The following is a 17,791-nucleotide window of genomic DNA, read 5'->3' as shown; positions in this document are numbered from 1 at the left end:
AGATTACAAATGTATTGATTTAGTTCCTCTTTTAACAGTTCTTTCACGATAATTTTAATAAAAGTAGGCAGATTTATTTTTGCGTTCTACAGCTACTAAATGGTGCCTAATTTTTATGTCAGTGCTTCGTACTTGATAGTCAATAATATATGTTCTTAAAAAACGATTATTTTAGAGCTTGATAATCAGATTGGTGTAGCTTATGTATTTCGAAAATATGCTTCTATATCGTTTTAGTTGGGTACTAAAAGAGCCAAAAATAGAATTGTAGGCTAACAGAAATAAAGGTTTTTTAACTAAAAAAAGAGCCTGCTTAGGCATTTTAAGCATGTTCAATAGTCCAATGTACTCGGTTAGCGCATCTATATTTATTGTTGTATTTAGGTGATAAAACGGGGAAGAAGTGGGAGAGCGTCAACTATTTTTAAAAAATTGTTAGTCCTAAAAGAAAATATTCTTACATTTGCAGTATGTTTATTTAGACAAAATAAAAACTAAGAAGAAAAAATGCGGTTATCCTGGGGTATTATCTGTTTCTTTTGCTGTATCAGTCATCTGTACAGTCAATATAGCATCAGTGGACAGATAAAAAATAATCAATCCAAAGCCATCTCAGATGCATTCATTCTATTAAGCCCAATGGATAAAATGGCAACCTCCAATGCCAAAGGAAGTTACCACTTCTATCAGCTTGAAAGTGGTTCTTATACCTTAACTATTAATGCAGATGGTTTTCAACAAAAGACAGTCCCAATTAAAATTGAAAATCAGAACGTTGTTTTAAATCTTGTATTGGATTCTTTGACCGTAACTTTTGATAAAGAAGTAGTGGTAGATGGAGAGGAGTATCATCTTAATCCTGCAATTCAAGGCGTCACTTTATTAAGTGCTAAAACAATCAATGTCATAGACCTCAAAAAAGTATTGGCCAATCAAGCCAATAATAATGCTAGGGAATTATTTAAGACCGTTCCTGGCTTGAATATTTGGGAAAATGATAATTCTGGAATTCAGTTAAATATAGGAGGAAGAGGTCTAAATCCCAATCGAACAACCAACTTCAATACGCGCCAAAATGGATATGACATTAGTGCGGATGCCTTGGGATATCCAGAAACTTATTACACACCGCCTGCACAGGCCTTACAACGGATAGAAGTTTTAAGAGGTGCCGCTTCTTTGCAGTTTGGAACTCAGTTTGGCGGTATGCTAAACTTTGTAATGAAGCAAGGACCTAAAGACAAAGCTTTTGAATTTGTTACAGAGAATACTTATGGAGGCTTTAACTTTTTTAATACGTTTAATAGCATAGGTGGAACAGTTGCCAAAAAACAATTAAATTATTATGCTTTTTATCAATACAAGCGTGGTGATGGCTGGCGACCTAATGCAAATTTTGAGGTACACAATGGTTACGCTCAATTGGAGTATAAACCTAACAAAAAACTAAGTATTCGTGCAGAGCAGACAATTATGCAATATTTGGCACATCAGCCTGGAGGATTAACCGATACGGAGTTTGCTCAAAATGCTCGCCAATCGAAGCGAGAACGCAACTGGTTTCGAGTAAATTGGAACTTGAGCGCATTGACATTGAATTATAAGTTTTCTTCATTGACACAGTTGAATGTACGAAATTTTGCCTTGTTTGCCAGTCGCCAATCATTGGGTAATTTGCAAGCCATTAATCGTCCAGATTATGGCGAAGCAAGGGATTTAATCAAAGGACATTACATGAATTTTGGGAATGAAACGAGATTGGTGCATCGCTATAAACTCCTAAGCAATGTTTCAGCATTGGTGACAGGTGTTCGAATTTATAAAGGATATACTACGCAACAACAAGGATTGTCTAACAATCATACGACAGGAACACTAAGCGATTTTACTTTTTCTGCTGCGCCTAAAGGCATTCTTAAATCAGATTATGCTTTCCCTAGTTTTAATTTTGCTGCTTTTGCTGAAAATTATTTTGCAATAACAGAGAAGTTTAGTGTGACACCGGGAGTGCGTTTTGAGTATATTCATACCGAAGCAGCTGGGTATTATCAAGATTTGGTCGTAGTTCCTAGTAGTACAGGATGGGATACAATTCGAAATGAAGCGATAGATGAGTATAGAAGTAATTCTAGATCTATTTTCTTAGCGGGGGTAGGAGTGAGTTACAAGTTGAGTAAGAATATAGAGGTGTATGGAAATTTTTCACAAAACTATCGAGGAATTAATTTCAACGATATGCGTATTTCCAATCCAAATCAAGAAGTAGATCCCAACCTCAAAGACGAATACGGGTTTAATGCTGATATCGGATTTAGAGGAAGCTATAAAGGGCTGTTTAATTTTAATGCTACTATATTTTATCTGGGGTACAATCGTAGAATAGGAAACATTCAAAGTGAACGTCCTAACAAAGACAATCCATTGATTATCGAACCATATACGTTGCGTACAAATGTGGGAAATGCTAGAGTTATTGGAACCGAATTTTTTGTAGAAGCTGATTTTTGGAAGTTGTTTAGCAAACAAAAAAAGACACCATTTAGTTTGAATGTATTTGCTAACTTCTCGATTCTTGACGGTCGTTATACACAAACAGATAATAGTTTTGCATCTGGAAAACAGCTGGAATTTGTAGCACCAATTATTTTAAGAACAGGAGTTAGTTTTGGATACAAAACGTTCAAATTGTCTTATCAATATTCTTATACATCCAAGCATTATTCAGATGCCACCAATGCCGAATGGGTGCCTAATGCAGTTGTGGGAGTTATTCCTAGTTATGGCGTGATGGATATTTCGGCAAGTTATCAATGGAAATGGTTTACGTTGCAGGCAGGAATTAATAATCTAACGAATGAAGTTTATTTTACTAGAAGAGCGGCAAGTTATCCAGGACCAGGGATTTTGCCTGCGGATGGTCTAAGCTTTTACGTTACGCTGCGGTTTACCTTAGGTGTTCAATAACTTTGTAAGTTATTCCTTTGCCTTCATAGAATATATTGGGCTTCCAAAATTCGTAATATCTTGGATTTTTAGTTCGTTATTATCCAATGTTAGAATTGAAAAACTATAAGCCCCAAAACCTGCTGTTATAGATAAGCCTTCTACTGTTGCAGGAGCAAAAGGACTTGTTTGGCTACCCTCAAACTCCCATCGACCATCTGATTCAGCGCCATTAGAGTAGCTGAAAAATAAGCGGTTATCGTGAAATGTTAATTCATCTCCAACATTAGCAAAATTAGAAAAACCCGAAGAAATTTCGGTAACGACCCATGTTTGTGCAGAAATTAGATGAATTTTGGCTGCTTTTTCACAGCTAGTATTCAGAAGTAGAAGGAAAATAGAAGCAACAAACAAAATACGCTGTTTCATAATGTAGAAATTTGAAAAAATGTGAATGTGAGATAATAGGGTCTATTGTTGTTGAGCAGATATTATGAATCGGCTTTTTAGAATAAAACAAACCACAGTGGTCTATTTTTATACACAATAAGTGCATCCTTTTTTAGGAAGTCAAAATAGACGACTGTGGTAAGGTGGAGTTATTTATTTTTTAGCTGCCAATGCTTCGATATTGACAACAAAGGCATCTTTTAAGTTGTATTTCTTCTTGAGGTTTTCACAATAACTATCGGCCTCTTCTCTTGTATTCATAGGGCCTAAGATAATTTTGTAATATGGTTTGCCATTTAATTTATCTACAAAAACGGTTGCTCCTTTGAACCAGTTTTTTTGGAATACAGCCAATTGTTGTACAACAGATTGATAATCACTGTATCCAGCTACTTGTACCCCAAAACCTTTAGGTTGTAATTTTAGCACCTGCATTTTGTACAAACCACCAGTTTCCATTTCTTTGGCTTCAACAATCAAATTGTCTTTTTTAGGTTCTTTTTGAGTTGTACTTGCCTTTTTCTTTTCAGCAGGTTTTGCAGTTGCTTTTGTTGTGTTCTGAACAGGTTTGGCAACAGGTTTCTCATTAGTAGATTTAGCTGCTACAGTAGGTTTGTTATCAGGACCACTAATAACCGTAATTTCTACAGGAGCTACGTTAACTTTTACCAAATCAATTTGTTGGGCTGCTTTTTTGGAGATTTCAATGACACGGCCTTTGATGTAAGGACCTCGATCATTGATAACAACATTGACAGATTTTCCATTGGCAGGATTTTTAACTTTTACTTTGGTACCAAAAGGAAGTGTTTTGTGAGCTGCTGTGAGTTGATTTTTATCGTACTTTTCTCCACTAGCTGTTTTACGACCATGAAAACTATCATCGTAATAACTAGCAAGTCCTTTCTCAACAGGAGTTGCTGTGGCTACTTGAATGGTTAAGATAACTAAAGCGAAAATTTGAACAAGTAATTTCATTGTGTCTTTTTTAGAATGGGTTTTACCACATTAAACAATAAATAGATAATAGTTTGGTTTCAAATAAATCTATAGTAAGCCGTCATGGAAGAAAGTAATCAAACCAATCGCAATTTTGTTCGATGTCTTTTTCTATTGGCTTACTTAAATTTTAAAATTTGCTCTTATGAAAACCAACAAACTTTATGGAATGATACGGAACTTTAAAAATTGAGTCCATCCAAAGAGTCAAGAATAGGTTTCTAAGGTAATAAATAGAACATTGAAAACGAAAAAAAGATTTAAAAATGTATCAAGCTTTTCTGCCTTTTTCTTTGTTTGTAGATTTGTGAATTCTGGTTGAACTATTAAAACAAGCGAATTTTGTTGGCGAATCTACTTCATTTAGAATGCAGTGTATATAAAATTAAAATATGATCAAAAGAATAAAAATACCCTAAAATATATTGAAAAAAAGTACTATCTTAGATGGTTTTAAAACTTGATCTTATGAGAATTCTCTATATTATTTTTATTTTATTTACATTTCAATTAATAGCTTGTAGCCAAACAGTTCGGATGATAAGCACCTTACCAAACAGTTTGGCAGAAAACTCTGGAATGCTTGTAAGTAATGAAAATGCTATTTGGCTTCATAATGATAGTGGCGACTCGGCTAAATTGTATTTAATAGATACCTTCGGGACCGTACAAAGAACAATTCTCGTTCAGAATGTCTCTAATATTGATTGGGAAGACATTACGTACGACAACCAAGGTCGGGTTTATATTGGAGATTTTGGTAATAATAACAACAGTCGTCAAGATTTAAAAGTATACCGAATTCCACATCCTGACTCCATTATAGGACATACTGTTGTCGCCGAAATAATCGAATATTATTATCCAGAACAAACGGCTTTCCCTCCTGCCAATAGTGAAAAAAAATACGATACAGAGGCTGTTGTTTATTTTCAAGATTCTCTTTATTTTTTTACAAAAGATCGTACTTCTCCGCATCAAGGCTATACTTGGTTGTACCAAATTCCTGCGGACACAGGAAGCCATGCGGCTGTATTGCTAGACAGTTTTCAGACCAATCAAATTAGCTATATATTTGAAGTGACAGGAGCAGCGATGTCTCCCAACCAAGAGCAACTCGCTTTGTTAGGGGCGAACAGAATTTGGTGGTTTACAGATTTTTCTGGCAATCGATTTTTTGATGGGACGGTACAAACAATTTCCTTGAATAGCACCTCTCAAAAAGAAGCATTAGATTTTGTGGACAACCAGCGTTTATACTTTAGTAATGAATCTAGTATATTAGGAGCAGCCCAATTGGGAGAATTAAACTTAACTAGTCTTGTTACAGGAACTAAACAGCAGTTGCCACCTGCACTAAGTCACGTGGTTGTGTATCCTAACCCAACAGATACACAGTTTAATGTCGAATTTGAATTGCAAGTACCTCAGAAAGTAGCATGTCAGTTATTAGATGCTAAGGGAGGTATTGTTCGGCGTTTTGCTTCCCAATTATTGAGTGTTGGAAAACAAAGTATAGCAATTGAAACAGACCAATTGTTGAATGGAGTTTATTTTTTGCGAATCAAGTGCGAGCAGCAGCATTACTACAAACGAGTTGTTATTGCTCGTTAGCAATTACTAAGCAGTTCCTTGATCTTGTTTGATTTTATATAAAAGCCCCCAAACTAAGAAAATACTTAGCGCAATTAAAATAGGAATCATCCTATTGATATAGTTGGTTTGAGTAGCGACGCAGTTAATATCCAACAAGATAATATCTCCTTTGCTGATAAAGCAAATCAAAGAAGGATTGGAACGTTCTGTACTTATTTTTATAACATCTCCTTCTTGAACAACTTGATGGAACGTATCCAACTTTAGACATGGAGCATAATCAGCCTTGATAATAAATTCCTGTGCCGATTCTAATAGCTTAAGACGATAAGAATAGCCCAAGTCTTTATACATTTTATTCTTTTTTAAAGACTTAAATTGTACCTCCCTTATATTCGATTGATCGATGGATAGCTTGTCATAACGAATAGAGGCAAAGACAAAAAACAAAAAAATAGCTCCTAAAAGAACTTTATTGTATATGGGAAGAGATTTAAATCTTGGTATCCAATTGGAAGTACTTTTGGGAGCTTCTTTCATCATGCTTAGTAAATTATTGTTAGCAAAATTTAATCGTATTCACCTTCAAATTCAGGAATATCATCTTTTTTCTTTTTAGGCTTCTTCTTTTTCTTTGTTTTGGTGTCATCAACTGTTGTTGGAGTATTGGTAGGTGTTTCTTCGATGAAGATACGATCTTGTCCCAAAAATTGGGGCGACTGAACAGAAAGTACTTTTAAGGGTTTGGCGCTGGTGGTAATAACAGCGTGGGCTGTATTGGGGGGAACAATAATATGATCGCCTTTTTTAATATCAAAATAATCTCCTCCCAAATACATTCGCCCCGTTCCATCTAAGACCGTAATTACTTCGGTATGATACTGATGTACATGTTTGCGTACGGCTTGTTTGACAAAAATCATGAATACAGAGGTGTTGTCATCGCTATGCAAAGGGATTGTCATAACGTTTGTATACTCCTCTTTGGGGCGCATTGAATTAGCATCCTGAGTCAAAATTTGAGCAGAGAGAATTTGAGTACTCAATAATAGTAAGAATAAAAGTAGAGTGTGCATAGTTGATTCTTTGTTTGTGGTTTGTTTTCAAAACGGTTCGATATGTTGGTATAAAATAATCCCTAAAACAATAGTTCGTTAAAGCAGTATACTAGCAACAAAGCTAGGTTAATATGAACCTGCTTTTTTATTTTTTTTGTTAAAAAAGCAAAAAATCACCGAACTACTACTAAACATAACACAAAGTCTTTTGTAAAAAAGTCCTACCTTGTCAAAGAAGTAATTGTCAGGTATATTAACTTGGTCATATCACACAATACTTCGTGGTTGATACGAAGTAATGATAGTAGACAAATGAAAGATTAGTAGATTACTAAGGTAAAGTAAATCTAAGAAAAATTAACATTTTTTAACAATATGGAACTAACATCATTAGATTGGGGGATAATAATTGGCTTTTTGGTCTTAATCCTGAGTGTCGGAATCTCTTATACTCGGCAGGCATCGAAGGACATGGAGAGTTTCTTTTTGGGGGGACGAAACATGCATTGGTTGCTAGCTGGAATATCAATGGTGGCAACTACATTTGCGGCAGATACCCCTTTGGCTGTAGCCGAAATTGTTAGTGGAAGTGGCATTGCGGGGAATTGGTTGTGGTGGAACTTTTTGGCAGGAGGGATGTTGACAACCTTCTTTTTTGCAAGGTTATGGCAGCGATCAGGTGTCTTGACAGAAGTAGAACTTATAGAATTGCGGTATGCGGGCAAGCCTGCACAGTTTCTAAGAGCTTTTAAAGCCGTGTACTTAGGCGTATTGATGAATGTGATTGTTATTGCATGGGTGAATGTCGCTTTACAATCTCTGCTCGTCGTTTTCTTTGATCTATCAGAAACAGTTGCATTATTGTACACAGGAGTAGCGATGGTTTTGGCAGCAACTTATGCGTCTTTCTCAGGATTAATAGGGGTGGCTGTAACCGATGCAATTCAATTTGTAGTTGCTATGATTGGCTGCGTTGCGTTGGCATATTTTGTTTTGAATGCGCCCGAAATTGGTGGCATTACAGGTTTAAAAGAACAACTAGAATTTCAAAACCCCAATATTCTAAATTTTTTGCCGTCTATTGGTAATGCAGGAGGAACAGGGACAACTCTAGGATTGACAGTAGTTGGATTTTTAGCCTATGCAGGGTGTCAATGGTGGGCTTGTTGGTATCCAGGCGCTGAACCAGGTGGTGGCGGATATATCGCTCAACGGATGATGAGTACCCGTTCAGATAAAGATGCGGTTTATGCAACCTTATTTTTTCAAGTAGCGCACTATTGTATTCGACCTTGGGCTTGGATTATTGTTGGATTGGCAGCTGTAATTTTGTATCCAGATTTAGCGGCAGGGGATGAAAAGTTAGGTTATGTTTATGCCATGCGAGATTTCTTACCTTCGGGTTGGAGAGGTTTGTTGTTGGTTGCTTTTTTGGCTGCCTATATGAGTACCATTTCAACACAGCTTAATTGGGGGGCAGGCTATTTGGTGAATGATGTGTACAAACGATTTTGGATGAAAGATGGGGAGGCACAGCACTATGTCTTCGTTTCTAGAATAAGTACCGTCATTCTAATGATTTTAGGCTTGCTAATTAGTACACGAGTGCAGTCTATTTCTGGAGCATGGGGATTTATTATTCAAGCTGGTGCAGGTTTAGGACTTGTCCTTATTTTACGTTGGTATTGGTGGCGTATCAATGTTTGGTCAGAGATTTCAGCAACCATAGCACCATTTTTCTTTACAGGATTGATTTGGTGGTACGAATACCAATATGCTACTACCGTTGAGTTGCCGATTGCATTAATAACAACAACGTTATTTACAACTTGTGTTTGGTTGTTGGTCACTTTTTTGACCAAGCCCGAACCAGCAAGTATTTTGGTTCCTTTCTGGCAAAAAGTACATGGTGTTAAAGATGGTAATTATAAAGTGAATTCTGGGGCGTTTGCAAAGAATTTAAAATATTTAGCTGCTTGTTGGCTATCGGCTATTGTGATGACTTATAGTATCTTATTCTTAACAGGAAAATTACTCTTACAAGAATATGGAACTGGATTTTCGTTGCTCCTATTAGCTATGTTGAGTTTGTATTTTTTGAACTATTTTATGGAAAAAGCAGGTTTGTTTGGTCAAAACGAAGCTCCTTTAGCTTTGGATAGCGTTTTAGATAGTGGTGAAAATTTACCTATAAAGACAACAGCTGATCAAGAAGAAGATAGTGCTATTGATCATTTAGATGAATCAGCCGTATCCAAGAAAGACAATAAAAAACCACCAACCAATCAAAACGATGACTTTCCTGATATGGAAGATTTTAATTAAGGGTAATATGCTTTCTATTGTAGTATGATTGGACTTTGAAATAGGTTGAAAGTTGATGATTAATAGGGAATTGCATTGATAGAGTGATAACATTTGTAAAAAAATAGTATTATATTAATATAATAACGATTCTTTACTTCGTGGGGTTGTCAGCTAATCCACAAAGTATTATTACTTATAATTACTATATCATGAAATTACTGTCAATGCTAGTGCTAGTTGCCTTGCTTTCATTTACTCTCAAGGCTCAAATTAAAAGAGATTATCACCAAAATGCTCGTTTAAAATACCAAGTAGAAACTACGAATGGCTGTCTAAATGGTAAGTATACGTGTTGGTATCCCAATGGCCAGAAAAAGGCAGAAGGTCAATTCCTAAATAATCAACGCGTAGGCGATTGGAAGGTTTGGGGAGCTTCGGGTGTTTTGAAAGTTCATAGAAAATATCAAAATCATTTTCAGTTTGAAACGTTGGTTTATCAAGATGATAATGGGGTGGCGTTATCGACTCCTGAAAGGTCAATTTATCCGTTAAACAAAAATAAAGCTGGCTATATTGAGTATCCTGCAACTCAATTGGATAATGTTTATTGGGAAAAACGTATTTGGCGACAACTTTCAGACAATAAAGCGAATTCTGTTCTATTGGGAGGGCAAAGTCATCATTTACTGTTTAATCAACTTGCTTCTGCTAAAGACATTCCAATCTACAAAACAGACTCAGACGACTTTCAAGAGTTGTTTTCTGAAACAGAACGAACAGCAATCTTTCAACAAAATAAGGTGCAAATTATTGGATATAAAATTAAAGAAGTGCAATTCTTTGAATTGACTAGAGGCATATCCGAAAGCCGAATATTAGGGATTTGTCCAATTATAAAATCTAAAAAAGAGGAAGAAGGAAGGCCTTTGTGTTGGTTGAAGTATGAGGATATCCGCCCTTTGTTGGCTCAATTGACGGCTCATTCAACGTCAAATTCAATGGTAGAGAATTTAGATGATTGGTTGCATTTTAGATGTTTTCAGAGTATCATTGAGAAAGAGACAAATGCGTATGATCGGGCGCTTGCAGAATATACATCGGGAGATGCTCTAAAAAAAGAACAAGAACGCATAGAGATGGCTTTAATTGATCGAGAGCATGATTTCTGGATGGTGCAAGAGTTGAAATAAATGAATAAGAATCAATAGTTAGGTGTTAAAATTATTGAAAAAATAAGTCAAAAGCTAGTCCTATTGGTGAACCAATGGCGACTAGCTTTTGACTTTAACAGTATTGGAGAGATTAATTTCCTTTATCGTTTGGCAGGAGACCATTTCCAACGCAAACCAAGATAAAATTCTCGACCGTGAATCGGAGAATAAGCATAAGCTGTATCAAAGTAATCGCTAAAACCAGGATTGGTATTGGGATCATTATAACCTACTAAAGGTGAAATTTCTTGTCGATAATCAAATAAATTTTGCACACCAACATAAATACTCAAATTCAATTTAGGAAAATCTTTAGTAATTTGAATGTTGTGCATTGAGAACGGTTTAGAAGTAGTTGGGCGAGCAACGGCAACGGGCGTACCATTGGCATCTAAGTCAAATACTTCAGGCAATTGCATAGGCCCCGTTAATTTTCCTGTGTAAGCAAAATTTAATTGCCATGGTTTGTAGGTATAATTAAGAACCAAAGAACCACTGTACAAAGGAGAGTATTCTAATGCTCCAGTCGTTTTGTTGCCTTGTTCATCAATATCGGTCTGATCCGCCCACTGCATATTATACGATAAACTGATAGCCAAGGGAAATCGGAATTGTTGGCTATAATTGATGCTAAACCCTCTTGTTTGTGCAAAACCATCTAGATTTTTGTAAATAATTTTCTTTGGATTGCTATAATCAGGAAAAATGGCATTGGTAAAGTAAGTGTAAAAACCATCAACATTAATCGTTCCTTGGCTAGAACCCATTGCAAAGACATAGTTAAAATTCAAAGAACCATTGTAAGAACGTTCGGGTTGTATTTGCTCTGTAATTTCGACTTGGCGACTCCCTGTGATAAAGGCATGATCTTCTGTAAATAAATTGACAATTCTAAAACCTGTACCAAAGTTTAGGCGAAAAGTCGTCCACGTGTCTGGTTTGTATTTGAGATTAAATCGAGGGGCGGGGATAGCGCCATGATCTTGGAAATAGTCTAGTCGACAACCGTATAAGACCGCCACTTTTTTAGAAATATCCCAAGCGTCTTGAATAAATATCCCTGGAATAAATTGATGACTAGGAATGTTCCCCGCAACACTATCTACCGTTGCTAAGGTATTATCATCATAATACTGATAACGCAAGTTTAGACCAGCCGTAATGCCGTGCCCTTTGATGTATTTGTTCCAATTAAAATTTGTATAACCAACATATTGCGTTGCATTATAATAATCAGAACCATAATAGCTATCTTGGTAGTGGCCAGAAAAAGAATAATCTAATTTAAAATACTCTTGAGTCGGCAAATCATAGGTTCCTAATATTTCCCAACGTTGTGTGAAAATACTCTCACCATAGATGATATCATCGCCTCTTAAATCAATATAATTTCTACCCTTTACATATTCTTCAACGCCATTTCTTCTATCTTCATAATAATAACGAGCAAAAAGAGAGAAGCGACGATTTTTAGGGCGCTTCATATTTAATTTGGCAAAGGCAGAGACTCTATCTAGATTGATTAAATCACCAAAGCCATCACCATTATCATCGTGATTGGTACCAACATAAGCATGATTGACGCCAACCATACCATTAAATTTTCCGAATGTTCCAGCTAAAGATAAGTTGTTAAACGACTCTAGATGAGATGTTCCCATAATGTCTAATGAAATCAACGGTTCTTGACTAGGATCTTTTGTAATCACATTAATAGCACCAGCAACTGCTTCCGAACCAAAAATAGTAGAACTAGGTCCTTTGGTAATCTCTATGCGCTCAATCATCGTTGTTGGCAGACCGTTCAAAGCATAAATAGAGGCTAAATTACCATACATAGGAGTACCATCAATCAGTACTGCTGTATATTGACCTGGCAGTCCATTAATGCTAATTGTATTGGTAAAACAAACACCGCAAGCTACTTCTTCTTGTACCCCACTAACAAGCGAAATGGCTTCAATTAGATTGGTTGGGGCTGTGATTTTTTCTAAGGCACTTGGATCAACGACATATTTGGTAGCAACCGTAGGGGCAATTTTAGTCGGATTGAATAGGTTGGCTCCTTTATGAGTAACAACTACTTCGTCAATAACTCCAGAGGTTGGTGTTAGCCGAATAATTCCTAAATCAACTTCATTCTCCTCTATTTTTATAGAGGTACGATAGCTTGCAAAACCAACATAAGAAGTTTGCAAGGTATAGTTGCCTTGAGGAACATTAGAAAGCTCAAAAAAACCATCTATGTCTGTTGTTGCCCCCAAGTTAGTAACAACACTATCTTGCAATAAAATAACATTGGCAGCAATAACTGCTTCATTATCTGAATTCACGATTCTACCTTTTAGGAGACTTTTTTGAGCATTGGTTGATAGTGCAATCAGTAAAAAAATGAAAGTAAATAGTCTTATTTCCATAGAATTATAACAGTGTAGACTAGTCTAAAAATATAATTTGCATGACAAATGTATATTATAAAGGTTGTAATAAAAAATATTTTTAGATTAATCTAAAAATATTTTTAAGTATAGCTATTTGTTTCTAGCGAAAGGTTATTGTTATAATATTATTATCTTAGTACATTAGGACAACTTCTAAAGGAGGGCTTGAAACCAAGTAGTTGAAGAAAATTACAAATGATATAAAACGCATAATAGATGAATTTTTGCAATAATTGCGGGCATAGCCCATTGGAGTACAAACAGCCAGAAGGAGATAACCGAGTGAGGTATATTTGTTCTAACTGTGAGGTAGTTCATTATCAAAATCCTAAAATTGTTTGTGGTTGTTTGGTGTTTTATGAAGGCAAAATTTTGTTGGGAAAACGAGGAATTGAACCAAGAATGGGGAAGTGGAACTTTCCAGCAGGATTTATGGAGAATCACGAAACGGTCAAAGAAGGTGCTGCGAGAGAAGTGTGGGAAGAAGTGCGGGCAAAGGTAGAAATAGAGCGTTTGCATACCGTCTATAATATTTTGCATGTCAATCAGGTCTATTTTTTGTTTTTGGCAAAGTTGACTGAGCCCATTTTTGGTGCCGCAGAAGAAACTTCGGACGTACGTCTATTTGCAATGGATGAAATCCCTTGGGACGATTTGGCTTTTCATTCCAATGTATTTGCATTGGAGCAATATATAAAAGATCCTAGCTATAAAGGAGTGCATCATGGCGATAATCGTGCATATATGAACGATATTAAGTAATAAAGAAGAAGTAGCCTTTAGGCCCTTTTATAAATAAGCAATCGTCCAGAAAAAAATACTTAATTGTTAAAAAAAGCTCTTTATGGATTGTCAAAAACATCTTTTTAGTTTAGATACTGAAATACATTACCTAAACTGTGCTGCCAAATCCCCTTTGTTGAAAGAGGCAGAAAAAGCCGCAATTCGAGCATTGGTTCGAGAGCGAAATCCAATACAAATTTCTGTCAACGATTTTTTTGATGAAGTGGATGCAGTGCGATCAGCTTTTGGAAAGCTTGTTAATTGTTCTGCTACTAATGTTGCCTTAATTCCATCCAGTTCTTATGGTTTTAGTAGTGTAATGAATAATGTATTACCCAAAAAGAAAGGGACGGCAATTGTTGTAGAAGAAGAATTCCCTAGCGGGTATTTTGCTGCACAACGCTGGTGCTCAACACACCAAAATGAATTGATTGTAGTGCGCCCTAATCCCAACTTAACAACTTTAGGAGAAGATTGGAACACAAAAATACTAGAAGCCATTGATGAGAATACAAGCGTAGTTTTGATTTCGGCAATTCAATGGATGACAGGATTAAAATACGACTTAATGGCTATTGGAGAGCGGTGTGCTGCTGTTGGGGCTTATTTTATTGTAGATGGAAGCCAAGCAGTAGGGGCTTTGCCCATGGATGTCGAACAGTTAAAGATAGATGCGTTGATTTGTGCTGGGTACAAATGGTTGTTCGGTTCCTACTCGTTAGGAATTGCTTATATTGGCGAGAAATTCAAAGCGGGAATACCCATAGAAGAGTCGTGGATGAATCGAACCAATGCGCGTGATTTTAGTAGATTAACGCAATATGATTCTAATTATGGTCCTCAATCAACTCGTTACAATGTAGGTGAAACTAGCAACTTTATTCTAATGCCAATTCTCAAAACGGGCTTAGAACAGATTAATACTTGGGAGGTGTCTAATATACAAGCTTATGCCCAAAAACTAATTCAACCGCTACGTGACTATTTTAATAATATCGGAGGTATTATGGAAGCCGAGCCTTATTTTTCTAATCATCTATTTGCACTACCATTACTCGATAGAATTGATGCGGAGCAATTGAACAGACAACTCGCCAAGCATAATATTGTTTTGTCAAATCGAGGAAATTATTTTAGAGTGTCTGTTAATGTTTTTAATGATGAAAGCGATATTCAGCAATTATTAGAAGCGATTGAAGCCACGCTTAGATAACAACAAAGTAAGTTCCTAGCTGCTTATTGATGTTAATGACAAGTAGGGAATTTTACTGGTATCCTTTTTGTATTTTGGGAGTTATCAATGTACCAAAACGTAATTATGAAAATTGTATTTTTTATTATAATTATTATACAAACTAGTTTGCACGCACAAGAGGATTATACCTTTAATAGCTTGTACCGAAGTTTGGAAGAAGGACAATCATTTTATGTTTTAAAGCCTTCTAGAGTTCATGCGGCTCCTTTTGCAACAGCTGCTGTTCTTGGAACACTATCTACAGGTGCGGCCATTCAGGTAGAAGAACGAATGGATGAGATGGTTAAAATAAATGGATTTAGAACCAATTGGTACCGTATTGTTTTTGACCACAATGGTCGGCTGGAAGAAGGGTATCTATGGGGAGGAAGTATTGCTGTTGGGGCATTTGTGGCAAAGGACAACTCTAACACACTATTTTTGTATGGTATTGATCACATAGGAATTGTGAATAGAGGGAACTATACAGAAGAAAGTATACATTTGATCTTATACGCTTTAGATAATTATCAAGTAAAAGATAGTATTGTATTTGAAGCAATGGGCACACTATATACTCAAACACAAGGGAAGGCTTTGGGAAATAAAGGAATAAAAACCATTAAAGAAGTAATTGAAGTGGCATTTAGTGATGGGTATTGTGGAGGTGTAGCGGCAACTGTTACTATCTTTTGGGATGGAAATTCTTTGTTTTATATTAGTTTGCTAAGCAACGGTTTTAGTAACGAAACATTTTCCAATCGATTTTATATCTATCCAGATGAGCAGGCGTTACCAACGCAAACAATTATTCTTAGAAATGAGGCAGGAACCTTTGATGTTGACAGGCGTCCAGTTTATACTCGCCAAGTAGACAAACAATATATTTGGACCAAGAATAAGCTAACCGTTATCCCTTGATAAGGTTTTGTATCTACTTTACAGAATATTTCAGTTTGTATAGGAAAAAAAACAATTAATGGCGTTTTCGAAAACTATTAATATAAACTACTGTTTTAAAGTATAAAAAGTGTAGGTTTGCAAAATTATATTTCAAAATAAATTATGCATACCCTGAGCAGAGTTTATTAAAAATCGAAGAGTGGTGTTTTTGTATTGAGCAATGAAGTAGAAAGGAGGCTTTCTTCTAAGTAACGATTTGCCTTTTGATACTAGGGTCAACGGATGAAAATATTGTTCTGAGTTTTATGAATTCATTAGTGATAATCATTAGAGATTTACCCAATTATTTAACAACAAAAAATTCCTTTATGGAAACGCCAACAATGGAAAAAAAGTATCAAAAAGAGGTAAAAGCTTTTATTGAGGAAGTAAAAGCTAAGAACGAACACGAAACGGAATTTCTGCAGGCAGTGACAGAGGTTGCAGAGGCTGTAGTTCCTTTTGTTATGGAAAATTCTAAGTATGCGGAGGCCAAGATTTTGCAACGAATGGTAGAACCAGAACGTGTGGTAATGTTCAGAGTACCTTGGTTAGATGATGAAGGAAATGTTCAAGTGAACAGAGGGTATCGCGTTGAATTTAATTCTGCTATTGGCCCTTACAAAGGAGGATTACGTTTTCATCCTTCTGTTAATTTGTCCATTCTCAAGTTTTTAGGCTTTGAGCAAGTTTTTAAAAACTCTTTGACAACACTTCCGATGGGAGGAGGTAAAGGTGGCTCTGATTTTGATCCTAAGGGTAAATCAGATAATGAAGTCATGAAGTTTTGCCAATCATTTATGACAGAATTACAGCGTCATATTGGTGCAGACACGGATGTTCCTGCTGGAGATATTGGAGTAGGTGGTCGTGAAATTGGATACTTATTTGGTCAATACAAACGTCTGCGCAATGAGTTTACTGGTGTATTAACTGGAAAAGGAATCAACTGGGGAGGCTCGTTGATTCGCCCTGAAGCGACAGGTTATGGAACCGTTTATTTTGCAGAAGAAATGCTAAAAACCAAAGAGGATTCTTTCGATGGTAAGGTTGTTTCTATCTCTGGTTCGGGGAATGTCGCACAATATGCTTGCGAAAAAGCGACAGAACTAGGAGCAAAAGTAGTAACCTTAAGTGATTCTAAAGGTTATATTTATGATAAAGATGGAATTGATGCAGAGAAGTTGGCTTGGGTGATGGAGCTCAAAAATGTACGCCGTGGACGCATCAAAGAATATGTAGAAGAGTATCCAAATGCTGTTTATCACGAAGGTGAACGCCCTTGGGGAGAGAAGGTAGACATCGCACTTCCTTGTGCTACCCAAAATGAGTTGAATGAAGAAGAAGCAAAAACATTGGTGGATAATGGGTGTATTGTTGTTGCAGAGGGAGCTAATATGCCTTCTACCGCAAAAGCAGTAGAAGTGTTTTTAGAAGCAAAAATACTCTATGCGCCAGGTAAAGCCTCTAATGCGGGGGGCGTAGCGACATCTGGTTTGGAAATGGCTCAAAATTCTTTGCGTATGTCATGGTCTAGAGAAGAGGTCGATGAAAAGTTGCATGATATTATGAAATCAATACATGAGAAATGTGTCGAGTATGGAAAAGAGGAGAATGGGGCAATCAACTATGTCAAAGGAGCAAATATTGCTGGATTTGTCAAAGTAGCAGATGCTATGTTGGATCAAGGCTTGGTATAAAATAATTTGTACGCTTGTCAAACATTGATTTAGAAATAAGAAACAAACATGAGTCATCCCGAATTTTCTAAAGCACATTGACAAAATAAAAATGTTAAGATAAAATGGATGGCTTTTCTAAGTCTGT

At 36.2% G+C, this 17,791-nt stretch carries 13 protein-coding genes; 8 read left to right on the top strand and 5 right to left on the bottom strand.

All coding sequences use genetic code 11. The features are described 5' to 3' along the window. The first annotated feature begins 507 nt into the window (after positions 1-507). On the top strand, positions 508-2,964 hold the full coding sequence (locus tag CG11_RS06690) for a TonB-dependent receptor (RefSeq protein ID WP_052594407.1): 2,457 nt from the start codon (positions 508-510) through the stop codon (positions 2,962-2,964). Between the two features lie 9 nt (positions 2,965-2,973). Here CG11_RS06690 and CG11_RS06685 read toward each other — a convergent pair whose 3' ends face one another. Together CG11_RS06685 and CG11_RS06680 are read right to left on the bottom strand one after the other, a co-directional pair. Further along, positions 2,974-3,372 carry a hypothetical protein gene (locus CG11_RS06685; protein WP_052594405.1) on the bottom strand — a complete coding sequence of 133 codons (399 nt, stop codon included), beginning with the start codon at positions 3,370-3,372 and terminating at the stop codon, positions 2,974-2,976. 174 nt (positions 3,373-3,546) lie between these two features. Continuing rightward, positions 3,547-4,371 (bottom strand): septal ring lytic transglycosylase RlpA family protein, encoded by an 825-nt coding sequence (locus tag CG11_RS06680; protein ID WP_052594403.1) that lies wholly within the window; start codon positions 4,369-4,371, stop codon positions 3,547-3,549. 489 nt (positions 4,372-4,860) lie between these two features. On the opposite strand from CG11_RS06680, the gene CG11_RS06675 reads away from it, so the two are divergent. After that, positions 4,861-6,006 carry a T9SS type A sorting domain-containing protein gene (locus CG11_RS06675; RefSeq protein WP_197043793.1) on the top strand — a complete coding sequence of 382 codons (1,146 nt, stop codon included), beginning with the start codon at positions 4,861-4,863 and terminating at the stop codon, positions 6,004-6,006. Positions 6,007-6,012: 6 nt separating this feature from the next. Here the strand turns inward: CG11_RS06675 and CG11_RS06670 are convergent, their stop codons facing one another. Both CG11_RS06670 and CG11_RS06665 read right to left on the bottom strand, forming a co-directional pair. Continuing rightward, positions 6,013-6,531, bottom strand: coding sequence for a hypothetical protein (locus CG11_RS06670; RefSeq protein WP_156039684.1), 519 nt, complete (start codon positions 6,529-6,531; stop codon positions 6,013-6,015). A gap of 26 nt (positions 6,532-6,557) precedes the next feature. Beyond that, positions 6,558-7,064 carry a cupin domain-containing protein gene (locus tag CG11_RS06665; protein ID WP_052594397.1) on the bottom strand — a complete coding sequence of 169 codons (507 nt, stop codon included), beginning with the start codon at positions 7,062-7,064 and terminating at the stop codon, positions 6,558-6,560. A gap of 357 nt (positions 7,065-7,421) precedes the next feature. On the opposite strand from CG11_RS06665, the gene CG11_RS06660 reads away from it, so the two are divergent. Continuing rightward, entirely contained in the window at positions 7,422-9,371 is a 1,950-nt protein-coding gene (locus CG11_RS06660) for a sodium:solute symporter family protein (RefSeq protein ID WP_063833037.1), read from the top strand. Between the two features lie 191 nt (positions 9,372-9,562). Further along, on the top strand, positions 9,563-10,543 hold the full coding sequence (locus CG11_RS06655) for a hypothetical protein (protein WP_156039683.1): 981 nt from the start codon (positions 9,563-9,565) through the stop codon (positions 10,541-10,543). A gap of 122 nt (positions 10,544-10,665) precedes the next feature. Here CG11_RS06655 and CG11_RS06650 read toward each other — a convergent pair whose 3' ends face one another. Continuing rightward, the gene (locus CG11_RS06650) at positions 10,666-12,981 is read right to left on the bottom strand and encodes a TonB-dependent receptor (protein ID WP_052594392.1); all 2,316 of its coding nucleotides are present in this window, start codon (positions 12,979-12,981) and stop codon (positions 10,666-10,668) included. A 240-nt stretch (positions 12,982-13,221) separates the two neighbouring features. Between CG11_RS06650 and CG11_RS06645 the strand changes: the two genes are divergently transcribed. From CG11_RS06645 to gdhA, 4 genes are all read left to right on the top strand, one after another. Continuing rightward, on the top strand, positions 13,222-13,767 hold the full coding sequence (locus CG11_RS06645) for an NUDIX hydrolase (protein ID WP_052594390.1): 546 nt from the start codon (positions 13,222-13,224) through the stop codon (positions 13,765-13,767). Positions 13,768-13,849: 82 nt separating this feature from the next. After that, entirely contained in the window at positions 13,850-15,001 is a 1,152-nt protein-coding gene (locus CG11_RS06640) for an aminotransferase class V-fold PLP-dependent enzyme (protein ID WP_052594388.1), read from the top strand. 105 nt (positions 15,002-15,106) lie between these two features. Continuing rightward, entirely contained in the window at positions 15,107-15,943 is an 837-nt protein-coding gene (locus CG11_RS06635) for a hypothetical protein (RefSeq protein ID WP_052594386.1), read from the top strand. A gap of 350 nt (positions 15,944-16,293) precedes the next feature. Then, on the top strand, positions 16,294-17,664 hold the full coding sequence (gene gdhA, locus CG11_RS06630) for an NADP-specific glutamate dehydrogenase (protein ID WP_231512764.1): 1,371 nt from the start codon (positions 16,294-16,296) through the stop codon (positions 17,662-17,664). Positions 17,665-17,791: the final 127 nt, after the last annotated feature.

This window comes from Aureispira sp. CCB-QB1 (genome assembly GCF_000724545.1).
Lineage (GTDB): Bacteria > Bacteroidota > Bacteroidia > Chitinophagales > Saprospiraceae > Aureispira.
Note: the sequence above shows the minus strand (reverse complement) of the source record. Positions and strands in the feature narration are given on the sequence as shown.